Origin of the sequence: uncultured Eudoraea sp., assembly GCF_947258525.1 — a bacterium.
GTDB lineage: Bacteria > Bacteroidota > Bacteroidia > Flavobacteriales > Flavobacteriaceae > Eudoraea.
The window spans coordinates 1-24,644 of record NZ_CAMYIP010000051.1; the positions used below are offsets into that span (position 1 = coordinate 1).

Sequence of the window (24,644 nt, forward strand, 5' to 3'; positions counted from 1 at the left end):
CCCCTAACTTGTAGTTTAACTACTTTACTTACTTCTTTTGCCATTGTTTTAAATTAAATTTAAAGTGTGTTATAATTTGGAAGCAACACAACTTTTATATATACGTAACAATTATCTATACTTTTTCTACTTGCATGTAACTCAATTCCAATGGTGTTTTTCTTCCGAAAATTTTCACCATTACTTCAAGTTTTCTCTTCTCCTCATTAATCTTTTCAACCGTACCATTAAATCCATTGAATGGTCCATCTATCACCTTAACAGTTTCTCCCAGAATAAACGGTATAGCTACACTGTCTGTATTAATAGCCAATTCGTCTACCTTTCCTAACATTCGGTTTACTTCGGCCTTTCTCAATGGAACAGGATCTCCGCCTTTTGTCTCACCTAAAAAGCCAATTACATTAGTTATTGAGCGAATTATATGAATCATTTCTCCACCCAAATTAGCTTTGATCATAATATATCCCGGAAAATAGACTCTCTCTTTATTTATCTTTTTCCCGTTTCTTATCTGAACCACTTTCTCTGTTGGCACTAAAACTTCTTCCAGATAATCCCCAAATCCATGGCGTTCTACTTCGCTTTCTATATAGCCTTTGATCTTATTCTCCTGACCACTGACTGCTCTTACTACATACCATTTCTTTTCTAATACTTCAGACATAGGTCTCAAACTTAATTTATTAAGGCGTTAAAGTAAAGTTGTATTAGTTTGCTAAATACGGTATCAACACCCCAGGTGGCTAAAGCAAACAATATTGAAAACACAGCAACAATGACCATAAGATTAGATGACTCTGCTCTAGATGGCAATGTAACATTATGTCTTAATTCTTCTATTGACTCCTTTATATAAGTTAACATACCAATTTTTTTATTCCTTTAAAGGCTATTATAAAACTCTTCTACTCAGCAACAAAACAAGATCATTACTTTTAGTAATTCTCTCTAAACGCCTGTTTTTTCTTAGCACGGGAGGAGAGGCTCGAACTCCCGACACCTGGTTTTGGAGACCAGTGCTCTACCAACTGAGCTACACCCGTTTATATTTACACTGAAAGGTATCCCCCCTTAGTGCAAAAATTATATAGTGATTAATCTAATATCTTAGTTACCTGACCAGCACCTACTGTTCTGCCTCCTTCACGGATGGCAAATCTAAGCCCTTCGTTTAATGCGATAGGCTGGATAAGGTCTACTGTAATAGTTAAGTTATCACCAGGCATCACCATTTCAACTCCACTCGGAAGGTTTATGGTTCCAGTAACGTCCGTTGTTCTAACATAGAACTGTGGACGATAGTTGTTGTGGAATGGAGTATGACGACCACCTTCTTCTTTTTTAAGGATATAAACCTCAGCCTCAAATTTAGCATGTGGCTTAACAGAACCAGGCTTACAAATAACCATACCTCTGCTAATTTGAGATTTTTCAATACCCCTTAATAAAATACCAACGTTATCACCTGCTTCTCCTCTATCCAAAATTTTACGGAACATCTCAACCCCGGTTATTGTAGAGGATAATTTTTCTGCACCCATACCTATGATGTCAACAGGATCACCAGTATTGGCAATTCCAGTTTCTATTCGGCCAGTTGCAACAGTACCACGACCTGTAATGGTAAATACATCTTCAACAGGCATTAAGAAATCTTTCTCAACATCTCTTTTAGGCAACTCAATCCATTCGTCAACAGCAGTCATTAGTTCCATAACTGTATCTACCCACTTTTGCTCACCATTTAAAGCTCCTAAAGCAGAACCTGAGATAACAGGACCATTATCACCATCATACTCATAGAAAGAAAGAAGTTCTCTAACTTCCATTTCAACAAGTTCTAATAGCTCATCATCGTCAACCATGTCCACTTTATTCAAGAAAACAACGATTCTAGGAATACCTACCTGACGACCTAAAAGGATATGCTCTCTTGTTTGAGGCATTGGACCATCTGTAGCAGCAACCACTAAGATAGCTCCGTCCATTTGTGCGGCACCTGTAACCATGTTCTTTACATAATCCGCGTGACCAGGACAATCTACGTGTGCGTAATGACGATTCGCTGTTGAATACTCAACATGAGATGTATTAATTGTAATACCTCTTTCCTTCTCTTCAGGAGCGTTATCGATAGAATCGAAACTTCTCACTTCAGATAATCCTGCGTTTGCCAAAACAGTTGTAATAGCTGCAGTTAATGTAGTTTTACCGTGATCTACGTGTCCAATAGTACCAATATTTAAGTGCGGTTTGGAACGATCAAAAGTTTCCTTTGCCATTTTAAGTGAATTTAATCTTAGTTTATATTAGTGTACAATAATTAATGCCTAATCTATTTGAGCCAACGACGGGAATTGAACCCGTGACCTCTTCCTTACCAAGGAAACGCTCTACCCCTGAGCTACGTCGGCTTATGGGTCTCTAGGTTTTGTATTTTGACTATAAGGTTAAAATTAACCTTGATCATAATAGCAAACGTTAACTCAATTTCTTTGAGCGGGAGACCGGGTTCGAACCGGCGACATTCAGCTTGGAAGGCTGACGCTCTACCAACTGAGCTACTCCCGCAATTTTATTTTCAAAATTTCATCACCGGATTCTTATTTTTTCCGGACATGGTATTCCAAAAGCATTTTCATCAAACTGCTCTCAATTACCATTTGTGGGGAGAGCAGGATTCGAACCTGCGAAGGTAAAACCAACAGATTTACAGTCTGTCCTCGTTGGCCGCTTGAGTATCTCCCCTCCTTGATTTTTATGAACTTACGAGCCGATGGAGGGACTCGAACCCACGACCTGCTGATTACAAATCAGCTGCTCTAGCCAGCTGAGCTACATCGGCGTTTTAAAGCCGTTTAAAGCATAAAAAAGTCCGCTATTTCTAACGGACTGCAAATGTAGATAATTATTTTTTTAAACAAAACTATTTTATAAAAATTTTAAAGAGGTCTGAAACCTCGGTTTTTTCTTCTTTTTAACCAATTTTCTTTCCAAAGAACTACACGCCGAATCAATTGCTTCTTCGAAAGATTTGCATTGCTTTTTTACCACAAACTTATCCTTTGGAACATGCAGTTTAATATCAACAATTTTATTTTCCTTTGCACTGGTATTTTCAACCTTTAAATACACATCTGAGCTGACAATCTTATCATAAAAAAGTTCGAGCTTGTCTAAACGAGATTGAACAAAATTTAGAAGCTTGGGGTCAGCATTAAAATTCACAGCTTGCGTATTCACCTTCATAAGTAAGATGTTTTAAGTTAAACAATAGAAAAGAACGTTATACTATTTCTTGCTCCTTGGATGAGCAGACGCATGTACTTTCTTCAATTCGGCTATACTATTATGTGTGTAAACCTGTGTAGATGCCAAACTGGCATGACCTAACAATTCCTTCACCGAGTTTAAATCTGCCCCTTTATTCAGAAGGTGGGTGGCAAAGGTATGCCTGAGTATATGCGGACTCTTTTTAACTTTGGAAGAGACCTTACTAAAATACCCATTAATAATTCTATATACAAGTGTTTCATAAATTTTAATCCCTGATTTTGAAAGAAATACATAGTCCCTCTCCTTAATGGACTCTAACTTCATTCTTTCATCCAAATATTTCTTAAACAAATTTATTGTAGAATCAAGAAGTGGAATAATTCGTTCCTTGTTTCTTTTCCCCAATACCTTTATTGTTTTTTGTGACAGTTCAATATCCTTTAATCTTAGATTGATTAGTTCTGCCCGCCTTATTCCTGTGGTGTAAAGTAATTCTATGATCAATCTGTCCCTGCTTCCTTCAAATCCATCTTCAAAATGTACCTGCTGCAAAAGCAATTCCATTTCCTTTTCAGAAAAAGGTACTTCAATTTTTGTAGGAGTTTTTAGGGCCTTGTGTTTAGCCAAAGGATTAACCACTATGTTTTCAGTTTTCAATAAAAACTTATAATAAGCCTTCAATGAAGCTATTTTGCGATTTACAGATCTGTTAGATAAACCCAGGGTAACCATTTGAACTAACCATCCTCTTATTATATTATACTCAGCCTTCTCTAGGTGCTTTAAATCGTGCTCCTCTAAACAGAAATTCGCAAATTCTCTAATATCCTTTTCATAGGCCTTCACCGTATTGGGTGAATAATTCTTTTCATGAGTAAGGTAAGATATAAAAGCAGTTAGAGACATAACACAAAGTTACCGTTAGTTATATTCATAAAAAAATCCCGTCGAGATAGTTATCACAACGAGATTCTATAATGTTATAAGCTTAGTATTATATTTCTTCCTGGTCCCTAAGACCCTGAATATACTGTGCTTTCTGTATTTGCTGTCTTCTTTCAACAGAAGGCTTGGTAAACTGTTGCCGTTTTCTTAACTGACGCATGGTACCCGTGCGATCGAACTTACGCTTAAAACGCTTTAAAGCTCTGTCTATATTTTCTCCTTCTTTTACTGGTATTATCAACATAGGCTACAACCTCCTTTCTTTAAGTATTTTCGTGTGCAAATATAGAATGAATAAATTTAACGATTGCAAATTATTTTAAAATATTCTTTGCTATAACTACTTTTTGTATTTCGGTAGTACCTTCACCGATTGTGCAAAGCTTGGAATCCCTGTAGAATTTCTCCACAGGAAAATCCTTTGTATATCCATAGCCGCCATGTATTTGAACGGCTTCATTGGCAACTTTTACACAGACCTCGGAAGCATACATTTTGGACATCGCGCTCATTTTTGTCATTTCGCGGCCCTCATTTTTCAGGAAAGCTGCCTTATGTACCATTAGTTCAGCGGCTTCAATTTCTGTAGCCATGTCAGCCAGTTTAAATGAAATCCCCTGAAATGAGCTGATGGGTTTGCCAAATTGAATGCGTTCCTTGGAGTACTTTATTGAGGCTTCATATGCACCTTTGGCAATCCCAAGTGATAAGGCTCCTATTGAAATACGACCACCATCTAAGATTTTCATGGATTGTATAAAGCCTTCCCCAATTTCTCCTAGTCTCTGGCAATCCGGAATTCTGCAATTATTCATAATCAATTCAGCAGTCTCGCTGGCGCGCATACCTAATTTATCTTCTTTCTTGCCACTGGAAAAACCCAATGTCCCTTTTTCAATAACAAAAGCTGTCATCCCGCGACTATCACCTTTCTCTCCCGTTCTTGCTATAACAACAGCAATATCTCCACTTATACCGTGGGTAATAAAATTCTTTGCCCCGTTTAAAATCCAATCATCTCCATCTTTAACAGCCGTAGTACTCATACCTCCGGCATCAGAACCGGTGTTGTGCTCCGTTAAGCCCCAGGCACCAATCCACTCTCCCGTAGCGAGTTTCGGAATCCATTTTTGTTTTTGCTCATCATTTGCAAAAGATAAAATATGATTTGTACATAGTGAATTATGAGCAGCGATAGATAGTCCAATTGATGGATCAACTTTTGATATCTCTTCAATGATCGCTATATACTCATGATAGCCCAAACCAGCTCCACCCAATTCATCAGGTACCAATACGCCCATAAAACCATATTCTCCCGCTTTTTTAAGTAGATCGGCGGGAAAAAACTGAGCCTCATCCCATTCCATGATGTATGGCCTGATATACTGTTCTGCAAACTTCCTGGCAGACTCAGCAACATGGTGCTGAGTCTCAGAATAATCAAAACTAATTATAGGCATTGTATCTGTAGTCATTATTGCAATTTTTTAGAGCGACAAATATAATTTAATTCTATCAATCTTTTTTGCCGGGAAATCTTCAATTTTTGTTAATTCAGTAAAAGATTTGATAATCCCCACACTATCTCTGTATGTAACTATTTGATTTGCAAGTTTTTGATTGATATAAATTAGTTTTTGCATCTCTCTTCCGGTAGCTGTATTTATATTAATTTTTTGGATTTCAGGTTGCTGCCCAACCCGAAATTCTTCCAGTATTCTCAAGACAACTTCTTCCTCAAGACCATATACATCATATAGTTGTTCACTTACCATAAAGCCACCTAGTCTATTCCTGAACTTAATAATCCGGGCAGATAATTTATCTCCTATTCCATAAATAACCTTAAGTTCTTCTGCTGTAGCCTGGTTCAATTCTTTAAACTTAACATTTGCTACTGAGAACTTTTTCTGCTTAGCCTTTTTTTCTTTTTTGGATGGACTGGCCCATTCAGGGAATTTAAATAATGGTGCTATTTTTTGAAGTAAAGAATCTGATACATGGGTTACCCTTTGAAATCCTTTTGCTGAGGTAACCCATCGGTTTTCAGATCTGAATAGATGTAATCTGTCTATCTCCTCATTAGACATGCCAAGGGCATAGCCTTTGTAATTAGATAAAAAGTTTGGATTTAACGGATACATTTTAGTTGATTCTCTGGGTATACTTTGCCCCTTAACTGAATCCAATAGTTTTTGCACTTTGGTATCCAGAACAAAACTGCGCTCGGAGGTATAAAAGACTTCATTCTTGATCAACATATAGATCAGCTGTAAACTGAAAATAACTAGCAGTAAAAAGAAAATCCCACTCCGTTCCTGTTTATTGAACTTAAAGTGGGATTTGAAATTTTTCAATGAAATATTTATTTCTTTATACTTTTTATATCCGTTACATATTTATTGAGTTCTTCTTTTACCTTTGGAAATAAAAACAGCAAACCTATCATATTAGGAAATACCAATGCGAGGATCATAGCATCTGAGAACTTAATTACAGCATCTAAAGTAGCTCCAGCACCTATTATCACAAATAATAAAAACAGAATCTTGTAAACAACATCTGCATATCTGCCCCTGCCAAAAAGGAATTTCCAGGATTGAAGACCGTAATAAGACCACGAAATCATAGTTGAAAATGCAAAGAGTATAATTGCAACGGTAAGGATATATCTGAACCCAGGAATCACAGAATCATACGCCATTGAAGTTAAATCAACACCTCCTACATAATTGCCCGTTTCAGTAATTAAGACAGTACTATTTACGGCATTGCCATATTCAAAAGCACCGGCATCCATATTAAAGAAAATAATTACTAAAGCTGTCATGGTGCAGATAACTACGGTATCAATAAATGGTTCCATAAGAGCAACGACGCCTTCGCTTGCAGGATATTTAGTTTTAACGGCTGAATGCGCAATGGCAGCCGAACCTGCACCCGCCTCATTTGAAAACGCAGCTCTTTGGAAGCCTACAATTATGACTCCTACAATACCACCTAAACCGGCCATTGGAGTAAAAGCACCATTAAATATCATTGCAAATGCAGCACCGATATATTCGATATTTGCAAAAATTATAACCAAAGAAGCCAAAACATAAACTCCGGCCATAAAAGGCACAATTTTCTCAGTTACACTGGCAATCTTTTTTATCCCCCCAATGATTACAATACCCACAAGGAATGCAAGGATAATACCTATAATTACACCGGTAGCACCTCCCTGCAAATTCAACATCGTTGAAAGTTGTACAGCCGCCTGATTTGACTGGAAAGCATTACCACCTCCAAAGGAGGCACCCACACAAAGTATGGCAAATGCAACGCCTAAACCTTTACCTAATCCTGTAAATCCTTTTTCCTTTAGGCCCCGCGACAAATAATACATGGGTCCTCCATAAACCGTTCCATCTGCTCCTACATCTCTATATTTTACCCCCAGCGTACATTCAACAAATTTGGTAGACATCCCTATTAAACCACAAACAATCATCCAAAAAGTAGCTCCGGGTCCTCCAAGTGCAATAGCCACAGCTACTCCGGCAATATTACCAAGGCCTACGGTACCCGATACCGCAGTCGCCAAAGCCTGAAAATGGCTTACTTCACCATCTTTGCTTTCGTCTCCAATTGTATCAACAAGGTCCCCGTCAACAATGTTTAATTCTGCTTTCTCTACACTATGATGGTCTAATTCGTCATACTTGCCACGTACCGTATTTATGGCCAAACCAAATTGTGTAATATTTGGAAACTTAAAATATATGGTAAAAAAAGTAGCTCCAAATATTAATAAAAGCAGCACTATAGGCATATTGTACCCCGCTATGGGAATTGAGGTAAGAATAAAACCTTCCCACCAAACGGCTACTGGCATAAAAGCATCATTTACCTTTTCATCGAGCCCTTTGTCCTGAGCAAAAGTCAGAAATGGCAGAAATAAGGTAAAAATTGAAAGAAGTTTGTACTTCATAATAGATTTTTTTGGTTTTTGTTTGGTATGTATGGCCGGCAATATCCTAAAAATTAGTAACACTAAAAAATATAATTATTTATAGGAGTTTAGTTTATATGAAACATTTCATTGAGCTTTTTAATCTGCTCAGGCCTTCCTAATACAATTACTTTGCTTTTGGGCTCCAAAGGCAAATCGGCTTCAGGATTAATTATATAATTACCGCTGGGTTCTATATAACCTATGATAGTACAACCCGTTTTCTTCCTTAGATCAAGGTCCCTTAAGGAATTGCATTCCATTTGATCTGCAAAATCTTCAATTGCAACTTCTTCAAGGTTTGTAGTGTTTTCTCCTTCAGTAGATAATTTGTCCATAAATGTTATCAAATCTGGAATTACCACAAGGGATGCCATATGATCGCCTCCAATTTTATCTGGCATTATAACTTTATCGGCCCCTGCTAATTTCAATTTCTTCTGGGATGTTACCTGAGAGGCCCTGCTTATGATAAATAATTTTTGATTTAGTTGTCGGGCAGACAACACAACAAATAAATTAGCTGCATCATCCGGTAAGGTTACTATTAAATATTGAGCATCTTTTACACCTGCAGACAATAAAGTTTCATCCTCGTTAGCATCCCCTTCAACAAACAAGACATCTTCCTCATACCTTTGAATAACATCTTTGTTGTTTTCAATAACAACATAAGGTCTTTTATATGCCTTAAGTCGTTCTACTGCCTGCATCCCATTACGTCCGTATCCGCAGACAATGACATGATTGGATAAACCTTTGATCATTTTTCTCACCTTTTTTATTTTTAGTAGCTGTAACTGATTTTTGCTGAATAAATATTCTGTAATCACAGAAATGGCGTAAGCAAATATAAAGACACTGGATATTATTAAAAAAATCGTAAAGATTTTACCTTCTGCTTGCATCGGTCCAACTTCAGTAAATCCAACAGTGGTAACCGTAATTATGGTCATATAAACTGCATTCAACCAAGATAATCCGGTGATAAAATGATATCCCAAACTACCAATCAGCAATACAGTTAACATCAATGCAACTGCAATGTAAATTTTAGAGCGAAAAAGTCTTATCATATCTAAAGATCAAAAACTGAATGTCTTTTGGTGTAGATTAAATCCTTTATTCTCAGCCAAAATGCTAAAAACAGGTATAATGCAAAACCAAAGCCCAAAGTTACAAAGGTTAGGTAGATAAAAGTGGTTCTAACAACTCGTGCCCTAATACCGAGACTCTCTGCAATCCGTCTGCAAACTTCAAAACCTCGTTTTTGAAAATAATATAAAAGGCGATAGAAAATATTCATTTTTTAAAAATACTATTTTCCTTTTAATAAACTATCTCCTACAACACATTCCATACATCTGTTTTTAATACAATACGAATTATAAAGTTGTAGCATAGCCTGACTATTCATGGCATTACCACAGGTAACTCCAAGATTATGAAATTTTCTGGTAATTTTATTGTCCTCACTTTTTAACTTGAGTATTATAGAAATTATTTTTGTGCTTACATCTATGCCTTGCCATTTGGAATAACAAAAAATCATTGGCAGTATCGTATTAATAAGCAAAAGGTTTATAAAACTTCTGCTAAGCTTATTTTCTTTTTTAGGCGACAATTTGCCAAAAACATAATGTGTTTTCCAATAATTACTGGCAGATATGCTAAAGATTTTATAGACCTGTTCCACCTCCTTTATATTTATAAGTTTACTAAATAATTGTGACCTTGTGCCATACAAATTAGCAAGTTGCGATAAACGGATAGTAGGAAAGTTTGCCGGTCGTAATCTAAAAAACGACGGACTCTGAACATTGTTTTTATTAATTTTGAATTTATTCCTCAAATAAGAATATTCGCTCTGCATTTGTTCTAAATACTTATCCCTAGACGATTCATTGTCTAATAGCCCTGATAAACCGAATAGTAAACTTTCTAACTGAAAAATATTGTGGGATAACTTTCGGACAATATCAAATTCAAGCGCTCTGCCAAGACTTAAAAAAGCTTCGCTGTTTAGTTTTAACCCGAAGTTTTTCAATAATAGTATAAAAAGTACCTTTTCCCAATCGTTGTTTGCTTCTGCCAGCAATCTGTTTATTTCATTAGATTTCTCTTCCAGTCTCTCAAAATAAAGACGTTCTAGCCAAATTGAAAATTTAAATTGGTCAATTAAACTTACCTCCTGCTCACAGTTGATAAATTTATCTTTTGCGGATCCAAATAGTTTATAATAATTGGCAAGTATTGTTAGTGGTATATAATTAATAAGTTCAAGTGCAGGTATTTCTTCCTTGTTTTTTCGGTAAACAGTGATATCATCTTCCCAAACTACATGTAAAATTACGTTGTCATAATTTGCATCCGCATTATGTTGATGCGCATACCAGTCAGAAGACTTTACATGTAATTCTACATTACCCGCCCAAAGTTGTCCATCAATCTCCAATTTAGCATGTAAAAAATCAGGTCCTGCATCATGATTATGAATACCAAGTGATATAATTTGTAGTGACTTCCGTCCGGAAGTATATAGATTGGATAATGGAATTTTTCCATTTTTCCAGATGTAGTGAAGGAGATCTTCGCGCATGCTCCTAAACTAAAAAAACCCACTGAATGTGGGTTGCAGCATCAAATGTTTAAAGCAATTAGATTATATCCCCGTTCCATTCCAATATGCCCCCCATAAGGTTGTAGGCATTAGGAATGCCGATACTATTCATTATAGCACATGCCTGCCGACTTCGCTGACCTGATCTGCAGTATACATAATAATTTTTAGATTTATCTAATTTGTTCAATTCCTCCAAAAATTCTGCCCCTAAATAAATATTCAGATTGGCTGCATCCGGAATTTGTCCCTGATCTACTTCCTCAGGGGTTCTTACATCCAAAATAAAAGAGTTGTTATCATTTTCCAATTTATCAACCCATTCCTCTTGTAATAAATCTGCCATTTTATTTTTCGTTCTTATTTATTTTCGGGCGAAGGTACAAACTCCTTTAATCTTTACAAACATTTACCGCTTACGCGATTTTATTGAACAACCAATAGCCCGGGTAGTGGTTAATGGTATTTGCTCCCCGCTTAGCATGGCATCTATAGCGTTTTCGACATATTTGGTCTTAACCGAGGAAGCATCGGAATAGTTATCATCAATAGTGCCAATATAGCGCACTACATTTCCCTGTTCGGTTTTTTCGAGCAAATAAACATGGGGCGTTTTGGTTGCACCATATTGCGGAAATATCTCCTGTTTTTCATCAACTAAGTAGGGAAAAGTGAAGCCTTTTTCTGTTGCTCTTTTTTTCATGTGCTGAACATCATCTGCCGGTTGCAAATCCGGGTCATTCGGATTTATGGCAATTACGGGTACCCCTTTAGTCTTGTATTTTTTATCCAGGTCAATAATCCTGTCTTCATAGGCAATTGCATAAGGACAGGTATTACATGTAAAAATCACCAAATACCCCTTCGCATCTTTGAAGTCAGCTAAGGAGACTCTTTTTCCATTTATATCTGGGAGACTGAAATCAGTAGCATAATCACCAATACCATAACCCTTGTCAATATCACTAAGTAAACCCTTGTGACTCAACAAAACAGTTATTAAAACTAAATTGACCAATAGATATTTCATGTTTGCTTATTTAATTGAATTCGCTTAATTCTTTGTTCAACGATTCGTAAGTAAAGGTTTGTTCATAGAACTTTCTTCTATTACGATTATAGATCAGTGTTGCTGGTATAGCACCAGACCAATTCTTATTGATTTTTGGAATCCAGCTGTTTTGATCCGGATCATCTAATACCACTACTTCTGATTTAATATCCTTATTCCTTATAAAGGGTATCAATTTTGACTTCCACATAGAAGGCATATCGAGACTTACTAAAATCACCTTCCGGTTATTTGCCTTTCCTTCCTGGTTGATTTTTTCAAAATAGGGTAATTCTTTAATGCAGGGAGCACACCAGGTAGCCCAAAAATTTATAATATACGTTTTATCGTCTTTCCTATTCAAAAGAGGTTCCAATTCATCAAAATTATACACAGGGATACCCAGGCTATCCGCAGCAGCTAATTCAGCATTAACGAATGCTGAATTCTCAGATGTAGTTTTCTTACCATCTTTTAGATCGCATCCGGTTAAAACCAGAGTACATAAAAACAGGACGGAACGAATCATTGGGCTTATGGCTTGTTGAAATAAAATTAAGCAACAATAAATAGGGCATAATAAATTTAACAAAATTTTATCAGCTTAGATGTTGTGGGTTCTTGTTTATTAATTTACATTTGTATATACAAATATTGTAAATACATGAATGTAGAAGCTATAATAAAGACTGATAAGAAGATCCCGCTAAGAAGCAGGACAATTATCCATTTAATGCTTATACACAATAAAGTGTCTGAACAAATTTCTCATGCGCTCAAACCATTCGGAATATCAATACAACAATTTAATGTTTTGCGCATACTTAGAGGTCAGCAAGGTAAACCTGCCAATCTATCTACGCTAAACGAGAGAATGGTTAGTAAAATGAGTAATACTACCCGTCTGGTAGATAAACTAATAAAAAAGGGTTATGCTCATAGGATCGTATGTACAACTAACAGGCGTAAAGTTGAGATCACTATAACTGAAGAGGGATTGAAAGTATTGTCTGAAATGGACATTGAAATGAAAAATTCCGAACAAGAATTGTTAGCCAATTTTACCGACCGGGAATTGGAACAGTTAAATCATTTATTCAATAAATTTTAATTACATCTATGAATAATTATCTGGAAAGCCTTAATTGGCGATATGCAACAAAAAAATTTAATAGCGAAAAACAAATATCTGATGCAGATTTAAATACCTTGTTAGAAGCTATTCGTTTGAGTCCCTCTTCATACGGACTTCAGCCCTATCATGTTTTTATCGTAAAGGATAAAGAATTGAGGGAAAAATTAAAAGCGGCCTCATGGGGTCAACCGCAAATCACAGATTCATCTTATTTAGTTGTCTTTGCCAATAGTACCAGTTTTGATGCTCAGCTCATCGATAATTATTTAGCTAATGTAAGCGACACTAGGAACATTGAATTAAATAATTTAGAAGGGTATGGAGATTTTATGAAATCTAAATTATTGGATCTTCCTGATAACATTAAAGAGGCCTGGACAGCAAGGCAAACCTATTTGGCCTTGGGAAACTTGCTTACAGCAGCGGCGAGCTTAAAGATCGATGCCTGCCCCATGGAAGGTTTTGAAGCTGAAGCCTATAATGAACTTTTAGGTCTAAATGACAAAGGATTAAATACCTCTGTTGTAGCCGCAATAGGTTATAGAGCCGAGGAGGATGACACTCAGCATAATAAAAAAGTTAGACAATCTAAGGAATTATTATTCACATATATATAAATCGTTAATTTTTAAAACAATCATTAAACAAATTAAATTTAGAAGGATGAAAAAGAATGTATTAAGTCTGGCACTGGCCATAGTTTTTGGAGCAACAGCGGTTGCAAACACTTCAATTGATAAGGAAAAGAAAGAAGTAAAAGCTAATGAAAGTAAAGTTACCTGGAAAGCTTACAAAGTAACAGGATCTCATACCGGTACTGTAAACCTAAAATCCGGTGCATTAATGTTTGACGAAGGCAAACTTACAGGTGGAGAATTCGAAGTAGATATGACATCTTTGATCTCAACGGATCTTGAAGGAGAATACAAAGGTAAATTAGAAGGACATCTTAAGTCTGATGATTTTTTTGGTGTAGAGAATCATCCCAATTCTACTTTAGTTTTTACAAATGTAGAGGCCAGTGGAAAAAATTCTTATGAAGTAAAGGGTGATCTCACTATTAAAGGTATAACAAAGCCTGTAACTTTTGACGTATCTATTTATGGAAGTAAGGCTACAGCTACTTTAAAAGTAGACAGAGCACAATACGATGTTAAGTATGGCTCCGGTAGTTTCTTCGATGATCTGGGTGATAAAACAATCTATGATGAATTTGATCTTGTAGTAGATTTGGAATTCTAAGAACGTTTAGTTCCCTCTTTAAATCCTGAATATGATCATATTCAGGATTTTTTTTTGATAACGTCCAAAATAATAGGTGAATTCGTCAAAATTATTTTAATCTAAATGCCTGATTTTTCTCAGATAATGTTCAATTCAGTAACAATACAATATGGCTATTTAAATCCTACCTGGACGGATAATACACTATTCACTCCTATTGCTTAAAACCTACTTAACAACTTATGAAGTTTTATATACACAAAAAAATCGGTGGAATTAGCGCTAAAACTTTATTTTTGAACAAAAATATAATATGGTATTTAAGGCTTTTTCTCGCTTAGCAGGGTCATTAATTTTTATATTACTTCTTCTTAGTAGTTGCGGCTCCAAATTTGAATATTCCATAAAATCTACTTTAAACCCTTACAATATATCCCCATTAACTGCTCTTTTAGAAATTGAAACCGAAAAACCATGCAACGTTACCGTTAAGGTTCTGGGTGAGATTCCTGTAGAACAAACTTTCAATTTTAATGCCGCTGATCTTGAGATTCCGGTAGTTGGTTTATACCCCAATACTTTAAATAGTGTAGTTGTTACAATGGCTTACGAAGGAGGACAAGTTATAGATACCATTGAAATCAAAACAGAAAATACACCCAGTCATTTTCCTGATATTACCGTCAACAAGCTAAATAGGGATGAAATGGAACTGGGTATGCACGGTTGTGACCTTCATTTTGCAAACAATGGCAAATTTAATTCCGGTCCTATTATTTTTGATGACCAGGGCCAGGTTAGATGGTATCTTGATCTGAGTTTTGCGGGTAAAATGGTTAGCCCGTTTCACCGACTTAAGGACGGAACAATATTAATGGTCAGCAGGCATACTATTTATGAATTTGATATGTTGGGCAAACCTCTAAAAGAAACTAAAATAAATACAAATTATGGCATGCACCATGATGTGCTTGTTTTGCCGGACGGAAATTTACTCGCATGTGTTGGTATTAGAGGACAATTTATAAGCCTTGATGGTAAGAAGGTTAAATCTGATAGTGATTTTATCACTGCCATTGACCGTAAAAGTGGCAAAATTTTGCGGGTATGGGATTTGGCCAAAAATTTAGATGTGAGTAGAAAAGATCTTAATTTTTTTAGACCAGGAGATTGGTTACATATGAATGGGTTGGCTTTTAATCCAAGTGATAATTCAATTATCGTATCCGGGAAAAACCAGGGATTAATAAAAATTTCCTGGAATGATAATCTGGAATGGATACTGGCGCCACATAAAGGTTGGGGGAAATCTGGCCGGGATGGAGCCGGTTTCGACACTAAACCATTTTTACTAACCGCTGTTGATGCTGAAGGGAAACCGTACCGGAGGAGCGTTCAGGATGGTAGTGATAGTGCTGAGGATTTTGACTTTCCCTGGGGATTGCATGCACCATTGCTATTACCCAATGGCAATGTTATGGTATTTGACAACGGATTCTTCAGGCATTTTGAAGATAACGTCCACTATTCCCGTGCGGTTGAATATAAGATAAATGAAAAGGATAAAACCGCAGAACAAGTATGGCAATATGGCAAGGAAAGAGGAGAGGAATTTTTCTCGACCATTGTTAGTGATGTGGATTATCTGTACAATTCAAATAATGTACTGGTAACTGCAGGTTATCTAAAAAAAGGAACAAAATTATCTGCCAAAATCGTTGAAGTAGACTATGAGACAGGGAACGAGGTTTTTGAAGCAACACTAGATTTGAAAAGTGAGAATGGCAATAAAACTGGTTCCTGGGGTCAAACAGATATTTTATACAGATCTGAACGCATGGAACTTAAGTATTGAGCATTCATATTGCTGTAAGCACATTAGTAATCTTACCATTTGGTTCTATATTTCTCTAAAATTGATTTGTATTTAAAAAATTCCTTTCTATATTTGGCTCAATGAATGTTAGGATAGTCAATACTTGGTGGTGGAATAACTTACGTTTAACGTCGTGAGCTAAGCATCATTGTAGTATTACTATACGAAAAGGCTTGTCTATCACGACAAGCCTTTTTGATTTTTCAGAAATATATATATAGTATCAAATTCTAAATTTTAACAGAATATGGCATATGAACTTAAAACATATTATAAAAAGATACTGGCTGATACCATTACCCCTGTCAGCGTATATCTAAAAATTCGTGATAAGTTTCCCAATAGTATACTTTTGGAAAGTAGTGATTACAGGGCAAATGACAATACCTTCTCCTATATCTGTAGCAATCCAATAGCTTCTATCAAAGTAAAGGATGAAAAAATTACACTGTTATTTCCGGATAAATCTGTTAAGGAAATAGCTATAAACAACAAGAACGATGTCGTAGATATTATACATAATTTCAGTCAAGAGTTCAAAACAGAAACCAATGGCTTTAAATTTATTAATAATGGCCTGTTTGGTTATATGTCATATGATGCCGTCAGATACTTTGAAGATATCTCAATTTCAAAAAAAGATGGTGCCCTTGATATTCCTGATATTTATTATGCAGTTTACCAAAATATAATAGCTATTAATCATTTTAAGAATGAGGCTTATATCTTTGCCCATTGCTATAATTCAGATAATAATATTTCTGAAATTGAACAGCTGCTTAACATAAGAAATTTCGCGTCCTACAATTTTAGAAAAGAGGGTTCGGCCTCATCAAACTTAAATGATGAAGATTATAAAGAACACGTAGCACTGGCTAAAAAACATTGTAAAAGGGGTGATGTTTTTCAATTAGTCCTTTCAAGAAGGTTTTCACAAGGGTTTAAAGGCGATGAATTTAATGTTTACAGGGCCCTGCGCTCCATTAATCCATCTCCATATCTGTTCTATTTTGACTATGGGGACTTTAAAATCTTTGGCAGTTCACCTGAAGCTCAATTAATAGTGAAAGACGGAAAGGCAGAAATACATCCGATTGCCGGTACTTTCAAAAGAACAGGTAATGATGAAGAAGATGCATTACTAGCCAAAAAACTAACAGAAGATGAAAAGGAAAATAGCGAACACGTTATGCTGGTAGACCTTGCGCGTAATGATCTGAGCAGACATGGGAATATGGTAAATGTTGAAAATTACAGGGAGGTACAATTCTTTTCACATGTTATTCATCTCGTTTCAAAAGTTACTGGGCAAAAGAAAAAAGAAACTCCTACTATGAAAGTGGTGGCAGACACATTCCCTGCAGGCACCCTCAGTGGTGCTCCCAAACATATGGCAATGCAACTCATTGAGAAATATGAGACCACTAATAGGGATTATTACGGTGGTGCAATCGGTTTTATGGATTTTAACGGAGATTTTAATCACGCCATAATGATACGTACCTTTTTAAGTAAGAATCACCAACTTCACTTTCAGGCAGGAGCGGGATTGGTAGCTGCCTCTGAGCCGGAAAAAGAGCTGCAGGAAACATATAATAAATTGGGAGCTCTTAACAAAGCCCTCGAAATTGCAGAAACTATCTGAAAAGGATAATAACTAAGTCATGAACAGAATACTGGTAATAGATAATTACGATAGCTTTACATATAACCTGGTGCATTATCTTGAGGATTTGGGTTGTGAGGTGGTTGTTAAGCGTAATGACCAACTAAAGTTAGAGGAAGTAGATGAGTTTGAGAAAATAGTACTTTCACCAGGTCCCGGAATTCCTGATGAAGCAGGGCTTCTTAAAGAAATTATTGCTAAATATGCCCCAACAAAAAGCATATTTGGAGTATGTCTTGGACAACAGGCTATTGGGGAAGTTTTTGGTGGCAAATTGATAAATTTAGACGAAGTATATCACGGGATAGCCACAAAAATAAACCTTGAAAAAGAAGAACCATTATTTGAAGGGCTGCCAGGAGAAATTGTAGTAGGCAGATATCATTCCTGGGTTGTTGATCCGAAACTACCCGATGTCCTTGAAGCCACTTCATTCGATGAAAATGGACAATTGATGTCTTTGAGACATAAATCTTATGACGTTTGTGCCGTTCAGTTTCATCCCGAATCCGTACTTACTCCAGAAGGCAAACAAATTCTTAAAAATTGGCTGAATAACTAATTAAACTGTTTGTGATTCACTATAAACTTAGCACAAATGAAAGAGATTCTAAATAAATTGATTAATCATGACATGCTCTCCAAGGAGGATGCTAAACAGGTATTGGTAAATATTGCAAAAGGTACTTATAACAATAGTCAGATTGCAGCATTTCTTACGGTGTACATGATGCGCAGTATTACCATAGAAGAATTAGAAGGGTTTCGGGATGCACTCTTAGAGCTATGTCTGGCCATAGATTTGTCTGAATACAATCCAATTGATTTATGCGGAACGGGTGGTGACGGCAAGGATACCTTTAATATTTCTACGCTGGCATCCTTTGTAACGGCGGGAGCCGGAATTAAAGTAACCAAACATGGCAATTACGGAGTATCGTCTACCTGCGGGAGCAGTAATGTTATGGAATTTTTAGGTGTAAAATTCAGTAATGAGGAGGATTTTCTGAGAAAGTCTATGGACGAAGCCGGGATATGTGTATTACACGCTCCATTGTTTCATCCTGCTATGAAAAATGTGGCCCCAATACGCCGGGAACTGGCAGTGAAGACATTTTTCAATATGCTGGGACCCATGGTGAACCCTGCTTTTCCTCAAAATCAAATAGTTGGTGTTTTTAATTTGGAATTGGCACGTATGTATGGGTATCTCTATCAGAACACGGATAAAAAATATACGGTTCTTCACGCACTTGACGGGTATGATGAGATTTCATTGACAGGTAGCACCAAAACTATTTCCAATAATACTGAGGCTATTCTAAACCCTTCAGATTTTGGGGTAGAAAGTGTAATGGAAAGCGAAATAGAAGGAGGTGAAAGTATTGACAAATCTGCTCAGATATTTATGGATATTTTGCAAGGTAAAGGCACAGAAGCACAAAACAATGTGGTCTGTGCAAATGCAGGGGTAGCTATCGCCACAGTTCTGGATATTAATCCAAAAGAAGGATTTGAAAAAGCTAAAGAATCTCTCCTAAACAGAAATGGCCTTAATGCCCTAAAAAAACTCCAGCAATTAAGTAACTGATGGATATATTAGAAAAAATAGTTGTCGATAAAAAGAGAGAATTACACCTTAAAAAAAATGTAATCCCTCTCAAGCAATTAGAGACTTCATTCCTCTTCCAAAGGGCAACTCAATCCCTGGCTAGTGCTCTGAGAAATAGTAAAACCGGTGTTATTGCCGAGCACAAAAGAAGGTCTCCTTCCAAATCTGTGATCAATCAGAATGAAAGTGTGCAGGATATTGCCATAGGATATATGAATGCTGGTGCGAGTGGTATGTCCGTATTAACAGATGCAAAATATTTTGGAGGATCTCTGGACGATTTAATATTAGCCAGGGCAGCAGTAGATTTTCCGCTATTAAGAAAGGAATTTATCATAGACGAATACCAAGTCATAGAAGCTCGCGCTTACGGAGCTGATACTATTTTGCTTATTGCTGCTATTTTGACAAGAAAACAAATAAAAGTTTTATCAGAATTATCGAAGAGTTTGGGAATGGACGTATTACTGGAAGTTCACAATGAAGAAGAACTGGTTAAATCAATAATGCCCAGTTTGGATTTATTGGGAGTAAATAATCGCAACCTTAAAACCTTCAAAGTAGACTTGGAAACCAGCATATCTCTTTCGCAACAGATCCCTAATGAATTTGTAAAGGTATCGGAAAGTGGTATTAGCTCTGTTGATGCGATTAAAATGCTAAGAGAATTGGGTTACCAGGGTTTCTTAATTGGTGAAACCTTTATGAAAACATCAAACCCGGGTGAGAGTGCCGGGCAATTTATAAACCAGATGCAGAGATGAAATTTAAGATCTGTGGAATGAAGGATAATATTGGGGAGGTTGCAGCAATGCTGCCAGATTACCTTGGATTTATCTTTTGGGAGCCTTCCAAACGCTTTTTTGACGGTTCTATTCCTGAATTGGATAAGACAATTAGTAAAGTTGGGGTTTTTGTTGATGCTAATATTGAAGAAATTTTAAGTCGCACAAAAAGATTTTCATTAAATGCGGTACAATTGCATGGGGATGAATCACCTGAATACTGTGCGAAACTAAAAGAGAAATTTAACAAGCAAAATATCAAAATTGATATTCTCAAGGTATTTAGCATAAAAGACAGTTTTGATTTTTCACAACTTGGTCCATTTGAGAAATCTGCTGATTTCTTTTTATTTGATACAAAGGGCAAGTTACCCGGTGGAAATGGATATCAATTTAACTGGGAAGTACTAAAAGGATATCCATCTAAAAAACCCTATTTCCTTAGTGGAGGAATTGGGCCGGAGGAACTCAATAGTGTTTTGGATTTTCTTCAAAAAGAAGAATCTAAATATTGCCATGCTATCGATGTCAACAGTAAATTTGAAATAGCTCCTGGCCTGAAGGATATAGATAAATTAAATGAATTTAAGAATCGGTTGTTTAAAACCAACTTATAAAAAAATATAAGAATATGACTTACAATGCTAATGAAAAAGGGTATTACGGACAGTTTGGAGGGGCATTTATCCCGGAAATGCTGTACCCGAATACTGAAGAGCTACGGCAAAATTATATTCAGATTATGGAGGAACCCTCTTTCAAAAAAGAGTTCCATGCATTATTAAAAGACTATGTAGGAAGGCCCACGCCGCTCTATTTTGCTAATCGCCTTTCGGATAAGTATAAAACGAAAATTTACCTGAAAAGAGAAGATTTATGTCATACAGGTGCCCATAAGGTCAATAATACCATTGGGCAAATATTAATGGCCAAAAGACTGGGTAAAACAAGAATCATCGCAGAAACAGGAGCCGGGCAACACGGGGTAGCTACCGCTACAGTTTGTGCACTTATGGGAATTGACTGTGTGGTCTATATGGGCGAAATAGATATTGCCCGTCAGGCACCAAACGTGGCCAGAATGAAAATGTTAGGAGCAGAAGTAAGGCCTGCGCTATCGGGAAGCAGGACACTGAAAGACGCTACAAATGAGGCTATACGCGACTGGATAAACAATCCTGTAGACACGCATTATATCATAGGTTCTGTTGTTGGCCCGCACCCCTACCCCGATATGGTAGCCAGATTTCAATCGGTAATTTCAGAGGAAATACAGTCTCAGCTCTTGGAAAAAGAAGGTACTCCTAACCCTGATTATTTAATAGCCTGCGTGGGTGGTGGAAGCAATGCCGCTGGTACGTATTATCATTATCTGGATAATATGGATGTAGGGATCATTGCAGTGGAGGCAGCCGGTAAAGGAATTCATTCCGGAGAAAGTGCTGCAACTTCTGCTCTGGGTAAGGTTGGAATTATTCATGGCAGTAAAACGTTGCTTATGCAAACACAAGATGGTCAGATAACTGAACCCTATTCTATTTCTGCGGGTCTTGATTATCCGGGTGTTGGACCTATGCATGCCCATTTGTACACCTCCGGGAGGGGAGAATTTATTTCAGTTACCGATGATGAAGCCATGACAGCGGGATTATTAGTATCTCAATTGGAAGGCATTATACCTGCAATAGAAACTTCCCATGCTTTTGCCATATTTGACCATAGAAAATTTAAACCAGACGACATTTTAGTCATTAATCTCTCGGGAAGAGGTGATAAAGATTTGCAGACCTATATAGATTATTTCAAATTATAATTGGTTCCCATAAAATGAAGAACAGAATTCAAAAAAAGCTGGAAGAAGATAAAAAACTGGTTTCCATTTATTTCTCAGCCGGTTATCCAAATCTAAACGATACAGTTTCCATTATTCAGGATCTGGAAACTAACGGTGTGGATATGATAGAAATAGGCTTGCCATTCAGTGATCCTCTGGCAGATGGCCCTACCATTCAGGAAAGTTCTACCATAGCTTTAAAGAATGGTATGGGAACAGATTTACTTTTTGATCAATTAAAAGAAATAAGAAAAACCGTTTCAATACCCCTGATCATTATGGGGTATTTTAATCCTGTCTTGCAGTATGGCGTAGAGAACTTTTGTAAAAAATGCCAGGAAATAGGTATAGATGGTCTTATCCTTCCGGATTTACCTCTGGATGTTTACAAGGAAGAATATGAGACCATTTTTAAAAAGTATAACCTCATCAACATTTTTCTTATTACACCACAAACCAGCGAATCACGAATTTTACAAATAGATGATGCTTCAGATGGATTTATCTACATGGTTAGTTCGGCAAGCACAACCGGCGCTAAGCAAGGGTTTGGTGAAGAGCAGGATGCCTATTTTAAGAGAATTGCCTCAATGAATCTTAAAAATCCTCAAATTGTAGGATTTGGTATAAGTAACGCCCAAACCTTTAAACAGGCTACAAATACGGCAAAGGGAGCCATCATTGGCTCAGCTTTTATTAAAATGTTGTCGCAAAAAGGAACAGTTGGAATCTCGGAATTTATCCAAACAATTAAACCAGTATCATGAGCATGTTTAACGATTGGAAAATTATAATCTTGTTATGTTTAACTCTGGGATTGGCGCCTTTTTTTCCTGAACCTCATTTATGGGGTAAACTTAGATGGGTTATTGGCGGAAGTGTTGGGATGAAACCCATAGATTGGTTCGATCTTTTTTTCCATGGATTTCCATTTCTCCTTTTAATTCGTTTACTTGTTTTAAAATTAAAGTACTTGATCAACTCCAAGAATTAACAAAATTAAATCCTTATAAATTTACCTTACCGCATGAAAAATTTAGCAACATGTTTATGTCTTTTATTATTTTGGATCAACAATGCGCAAGAAGTAGAGGTTAAAGTTCAAGAAGCAGAGGTAAAAGCACAAGTCAGGCATACTATAGACGAGCTAAGAGAATTTATAGCAATCCCTAACGATGCTTTAGATCATTCAGATATCAACAGAAATCTTTCTTGGCTCACTAAAAAATTCAATGAAAGAGGCTTTAATTCATCTGTGCTTCCCACCGAAGGTGAATCACTTTTTTTTGCGGCCCTTCCTATGCAAGATGACAAACCGACAATTCTATTTTATATGCATTTCGATGGGCAGTCTGTGGATCCCTCTAAATGGGATCAGCCAGATCCTTATAAAGTAGTACTGAAAGCAAAGGAAAACGATACATGGAAAACACATTCATTCGATGATTTAAAGGAGGATGTAAATTATGATTGGCGCCTTTTTGGTCGTTCTACCTCAGATGACAAGGGACCAATTGTTATGTTTCTGAACACAATAGATCTTTTGAAGAAAAACAATGTAGAAATTCCTTTTAATGTAAAAGTAATATTAGACGGAGAGGAAGAAAAAAGTAGCGCACCCCTGCCAAAGGCTGTTAAAGAATATAGAGAATTGTTAGAAGCAGATTTTCTGATCATATCAGATGGTCCTGTCCATTCTTCCGGTAATCCAACAATTGCGTATGGCGCAAGAGGAATAACTTCTTTAACCCTAACCACCTATGGCCCTATAAATCCACAGCATAGTGGCCATTATGGCAATTATGCTCCTAATCCCGGGTTTCAATTGGCTCAGGTATTGGCGAGCATGAAAGATAAGGAGGGCAGAGTATTGATTGAAGGATACTATGATGGCATTACTATAGACGAATCAACAAAGAATATACTAAATAGTGTGCCAGATGATGCCAATACAATTAATACCCACCTGGCTATTAAACAACCCGAAAAAGTGGGCTCTTTTTATCAGGAAGCCCTGCAATATCCATCATTGAATATTAGGGGGTTATCTTCAGGATGGGTTGGTGAAAAAGCACGTACCATAGTGCCTGAAAGTGCCACTGCTGAAATAGATATCAGGCTGGTCCCTGAAACTGATGGTAATCGACTGAAAAACCTTGTCAAAAAGCATATCGAAAATGAAGGGTATTTTGTAATGACCGATGTTCCGGATGTTAGTCAAAGAATGAAGCATGATAAGATCATATCCATTACCGAAGGTACAGTCACAGATGCGTTCAGGACAGATTTGGACAATCTGTATGGCAATTACCTTGTAGATACTTTTAAAAATACATTTTCAGAAGATGTTGTACAAATAAGGATCATGGGGGGTACTGTTCCAATTGCACCCTTTGTTAACGAACTAAAAATTCCAGCCTTTCTCGTCCCCCTCGTGAATCCCGATAATAATCAGCATAGCCCTAATGAAAATTTAAAAATAGGGCAGATTGCCTACGGCATAGAAGTCTTTTATGGGATTTTAAGCAACAAAATGGAATAGTTGATTTTCAGCCTGCTTTGAGATAAAAATGTCTTATTCATTCTAAAAAATAGCATAAAGCTGCTGCATACCTCA

Annotated in this window: 27 protein-coding genes and 5 tRNA genes; 12 read left to right on the forward strand and 20 right to left on the reverse strand. The window is 36.6% G+C overall.

Annotated features, from left to right (window positions below; genetic code table 11):
• Positions 1 to 115: 115 nt before the first annotated feature.
• The 20 genes from nusG to Q0X89_RS03805 all read right to left on the reverse strand — a co-directional run bounded on the left by nusG (position 116) and on the right by Q0X89_RS03805 (position 12,424).
• Positions 116 to 667: a transcription termination/antitermination protein NusG gene (nusG, locus tag Q0X89_RS03710; protein ID WP_297691266.1), complete on the reverse strand. Its 552-nt coding sequence runs from the start codon at positions 665 to 667 to the stop codon at positions 116 to 118.
• A gap of 11 nt (positions 668 to 678) precedes the next feature.
• Entirely contained in the window at positions 679 to 867 is a 189-nt protein-coding gene (gene secE / locus Q0X89_RS03715; protein ID WP_297691268.1) for a preprotein translocase subunit SecE, read from the reverse strand.
• Positions 868 to 973: 106 nt separating this feature from the next.
• Positions 974 to 1,046: transfer RNA gene (locus tag Q0X89_RS03720), tRNA-Trp, on the reverse strand.
• 51 nt (positions 1,047 to 1,097) lie between these two features.
• Positions 1,098 to 2,285 (reverse strand): elongation factor Tu, encoded by a 1,188-nt coding sequence (gene tuf, locus Q0X89_RS03725; protein WP_297691270.1) that lies wholly within the window; start codon positions 2,283 to 2,285, stop codon positions 1,098 to 1,100.
• A 60-nt stretch (positions 2,286 to 2,345) separates the two neighbouring features.
• A tRNA-Thr gene (locus Q0X89_RS03730) sits at positions 2,346 to 2,417 on the reverse strand.
• 84 nt (positions 2,418 to 2,501) lie between these two features.
• Positions 2,502 to 2,574, reverse strand: a tRNA-Gly gene (locus Q0X89_RS03735).
• A gap of 95 nt (positions 2,575 to 2,669) precedes the next feature.
• A tRNA-Tyr gene (locus tag Q0X89_RS03740) sits at positions 2,670 to 2,751 on the reverse strand.
• Positions 2,752 to 2,774: 23 nt separating this feature from the next.
• A tRNA-Thr gene (locus Q0X89_RS03745) sits at positions 2,775 to 2,848 on the reverse strand.
• A gap of 86 nt (positions 2,849 to 2,934) precedes the next feature.
• Positions 2,935 to 3,252 carry a ribosome-associated translation inhibitor RaiA gene (gene raiA / locus Q0X89_RS03750; RefSeq protein WP_297691272.1) on the reverse strand — a complete coding sequence of 106 codons (318 nt, stop codon included), beginning with the start codon at positions 3,250 to 3,252 and terminating at the stop codon, positions 2,935 to 2,937.
• Between the two features lie 42 nt (positions 3,253 to 3,294).
• Positions 3,295 to 4,185: a tyrosine-type recombinase/integrase gene (locus Q0X89_RS03755; RefSeq protein WP_297691274.1), complete on the reverse strand. Its 891-nt coding sequence runs from the start codon at positions 4,183 to 4,185 to the stop codon at positions 3,295 to 3,297.
• Between the two features lie 88 nt (positions 4,186 to 4,273).
• Positions 4,274 to 4,468, reverse strand: coding sequence for a 30S ribosomal protein S21 (gene rpsU, locus Q0X89_RS03760; protein WP_019671394.1), 195 nt, complete (start codon positions 4,466 to 4,468; stop codon positions 4,274 to 4,276).
• A 70-nt stretch (positions 4,469 to 4,538) separates the two neighbouring features.
• Entirely contained in the window at positions 4,539 to 5,678 is a 1,140-nt protein-coding gene (locus Q0X89_RS03765) for an acyl-CoA dehydrogenase family protein (RefSeq protein WP_297691428.1), read from the reverse strand.
• 36 nt (positions 5,679 to 5,714) lie between these two features.
• Positions 5,715 to 6,584 carry a helix-hairpin-helix domain-containing protein gene (locus Q0X89_RS03770; protein ID WP_297691277.1) on the reverse strand — a complete coding sequence of 290 codons (870 nt, stop codon included), beginning with the start codon at positions 6,582 to 6,584 and terminating at the stop codon, positions 5,715 to 5,717.
• 8 nt (positions 6,585 to 6,592) lie between these two features.
• On the reverse strand, positions 6,593 to 8,203 hold the full coding sequence (locus Q0X89_RS03775) for a sodium:alanine symporter family protein (protein ID WP_297691279.1): 1,611 nt from the start codon (positions 8,201 to 8,203) through the stop codon (positions 6,593 to 6,595).
• An 89-nt stretch (positions 8,204 to 8,292) separates the two neighbouring features.
• A complete protein-coding gene (locus Q0X89_RS03780; protein WP_297691281.1) occupies positions 8,293 to 9,300 on the reverse strand; it encodes a TrkA family potassium uptake protein in 1,008 nt (335 codons plus the stop codon).
• A gap of 2 nt (positions 9,301 to 9,302) precedes the next feature.
• On the reverse strand, positions 9,303 to 9,530 hold the full coding sequence (locus Q0X89_RS03785) for a PspC domain-containing protein (protein WP_019671389.1): 228 nt from the start codon (positions 9,528 to 9,530) through the stop codon (positions 9,303 to 9,305).
• Positions 9,531 to 9,542: 12 nt separating this feature from the next.
• Positions 9,543 to 10,823, reverse strand: a complete 1,281-nt coding sequence (locus tag Q0X89_RS03790; protein WP_297691284.1) for a DUF2851 family protein — start codon at positions 10,821 to 10,823, stop codon at positions 9,543 to 9,545.
• 58 nt (positions 10,824 to 10,881) lie between these two features.
• Positions 10,882 to 11,190 carry a rhodanese-like domain-containing protein gene (locus tag Q0X89_RS03795; protein ID WP_297691286.1) on the reverse strand — a complete coding sequence of 103 codons (309 nt, stop codon included), beginning with the start codon at positions 11,188 to 11,190 and terminating at the stop codon, positions 10,882 to 10,884.
• Between the two features lie 63 nt (positions 11,191 to 11,253).
• Positions 11,254 to 11,874, reverse strand: coding sequence for a thioredoxin family protein (locus Q0X89_RS03800; protein ID WP_297691288.1), 621 nt, complete (start codon positions 11,872 to 11,874; stop codon positions 11,254 to 11,256).
• A gap of 10 nt (positions 11,875 to 11,884) precedes the next feature.
• Positions 11,885 to 12,424, reverse strand: coding sequence for a TlpA disulfide reductase family protein (locus tag Q0X89_RS03805; RefSeq protein WP_297691290.1), 540 nt, complete (start codon positions 12,422 to 12,424; stop codon positions 11,885 to 11,887).
• A 135-nt stretch (positions 12,425 to 12,559) separates the two neighbouring features.
• On the opposite strand from Q0X89_RS03805, the gene Q0X89_RS03810 reads away from it, so the two are divergent.
• From Q0X89_RS03810 to Q0X89_RS03870, 12 genes are all read left to right on the forward strand, one after another.
• Positions 12,560 to 13,006 carry a MarR family winged helix-turn-helix transcriptional regulator gene (locus Q0X89_RS03810; protein ID WP_297691292.1) on the forward strand — a complete coding sequence of 149 codons (447 nt, stop codon included), beginning with the start codon at positions 12,560 to 12,562 and terminating at the stop codon, positions 13,004 to 13,006.
• A gap of 8 nt (positions 13,007 to 13,014) precedes the next feature.
• The gene (locus Q0X89_RS03815) at positions 13,015 to 13,647 is read left to right on the forward strand and encodes an NAD(P)H-dependent oxidoreductase (protein ID WP_297691293.1); all 633 of its coding nucleotides are present in this window, start codon (positions 13,015 to 13,017) and stop codon (positions 13,645 to 13,647) included.
• Between the two features lie 46 nt (positions 13,648 to 13,693).
• Entirely contained in the window at positions 13,694 to 14,272 is a 579-nt protein-coding gene (locus Q0X89_RS03820; RefSeq protein WP_297691295.1) for a YceI family protein, read from the forward strand.
• A gap of 295 nt (positions 14,273 to 14,567) precedes the next feature.
• Positions 14,568 to 16,109: an aryl-sulfate sulfotransferase gene (locus tag Q0X89_RS03825; protein ID WP_297691297.1), complete on the forward strand. Its 1,542-nt coding sequence runs from the start codon at positions 14,568 to 14,570 to the stop codon at positions 16,107 to 16,109.
• Positions 16,110 to 16,377: 268 nt separating this feature from the next.
• On the forward strand, positions 16,378 to 17,775 hold the full coding sequence (locus Q0X89_RS03830; protein ID WP_297691299.1) for an anthranilate synthase component I family protein: 1,398 nt from the start codon (positions 16,378 to 16,380) through the stop codon (positions 17,773 to 17,775).
• A 19-nt stretch (positions 17,776 to 17,794) separates the two neighbouring features.
• Positions 17,795 to 18,358, forward strand: a complete 564-nt coding sequence (locus Q0X89_RS03835; RefSeq protein WP_297691301.1) for an aminodeoxychorismate/anthranilate synthase component II — start codon at positions 17,795 to 17,797, stop codon at positions 18,356 to 18,358.
• A 36-nt stretch (positions 18,359 to 18,394) separates the two neighbouring features.
• Positions 18,395 to 19,387: an anthranilate phosphoribosyltransferase gene (gene trpD / locus Q0X89_RS03840; protein ID WP_297691303.1), complete on the forward strand. Its 993-nt coding sequence runs from the start codon at positions 18,395 to 18,397 to the stop codon at positions 19,385 to 19,387.
• Positions 19,387 to 20,172, forward strand: coding sequence for an indole-3-glycerol phosphate synthase TrpC (trpC, locus tag Q0X89_RS03845; RefSeq protein WP_297691305.1), 786 nt, complete (start codon positions 19,387 to 19,389; stop codon positions 20,170 to 20,172). Before trpD ends, trpC begins: the two co-directional genes overlap by 1 nt.
• The gene (locus tag Q0X89_RS03850; protein ID WP_297691307.1) at positions 20,169 to 20,810 is read left to right on the forward strand and encodes a phosphoribosylanthranilate isomerase; all 642 of its coding nucleotides are present in this window, start codon (positions 20,169 to 20,171) and stop codon (positions 20,808 to 20,810) included. Before trpC ends, Q0X89_RS03850 begins: the two co-directional genes overlap by 4 nt.
• A 14-nt stretch (positions 20,811 to 20,824) precedes the next feature.
• Positions 20,825 to 22,006: a tryptophan synthase subunit beta gene (gene trpB / locus Q0X89_RS03855; protein ID WP_297691309.1), complete on the forward strand. Its 1,182-nt coding sequence runs from the start codon at positions 20,825 to 20,827 to the stop codon at positions 22,004 to 22,006.
• 14 nt (positions 22,007 to 22,020) lie between these two features.
• A complete protein-coding gene (gene trpA, locus Q0X89_RS03860) occupies positions 22,021 to 22,794 on the forward strand; it encodes a tryptophan synthase subunit alpha (protein WP_297691311.1) in 774 nt (257 codons plus the stop codon).
• Positions 22,795 to 23,054: 260 nt separating this feature from the next.
• Positions 23,055 to 24,569 carry a M20/M25/M40 family metallo-hydrolase gene (locus Q0X89_RS03870; protein ID WP_297691315.1) on the forward strand — a complete coding sequence of 505 codons (1,515 nt, stop codon included), beginning with the start codon at positions 23,055 to 23,057 and terminating at the stop codon, positions 24,567 to 24,569.
• Positions 24,570 to 24,644: the final 75 nt, after the last annotated feature.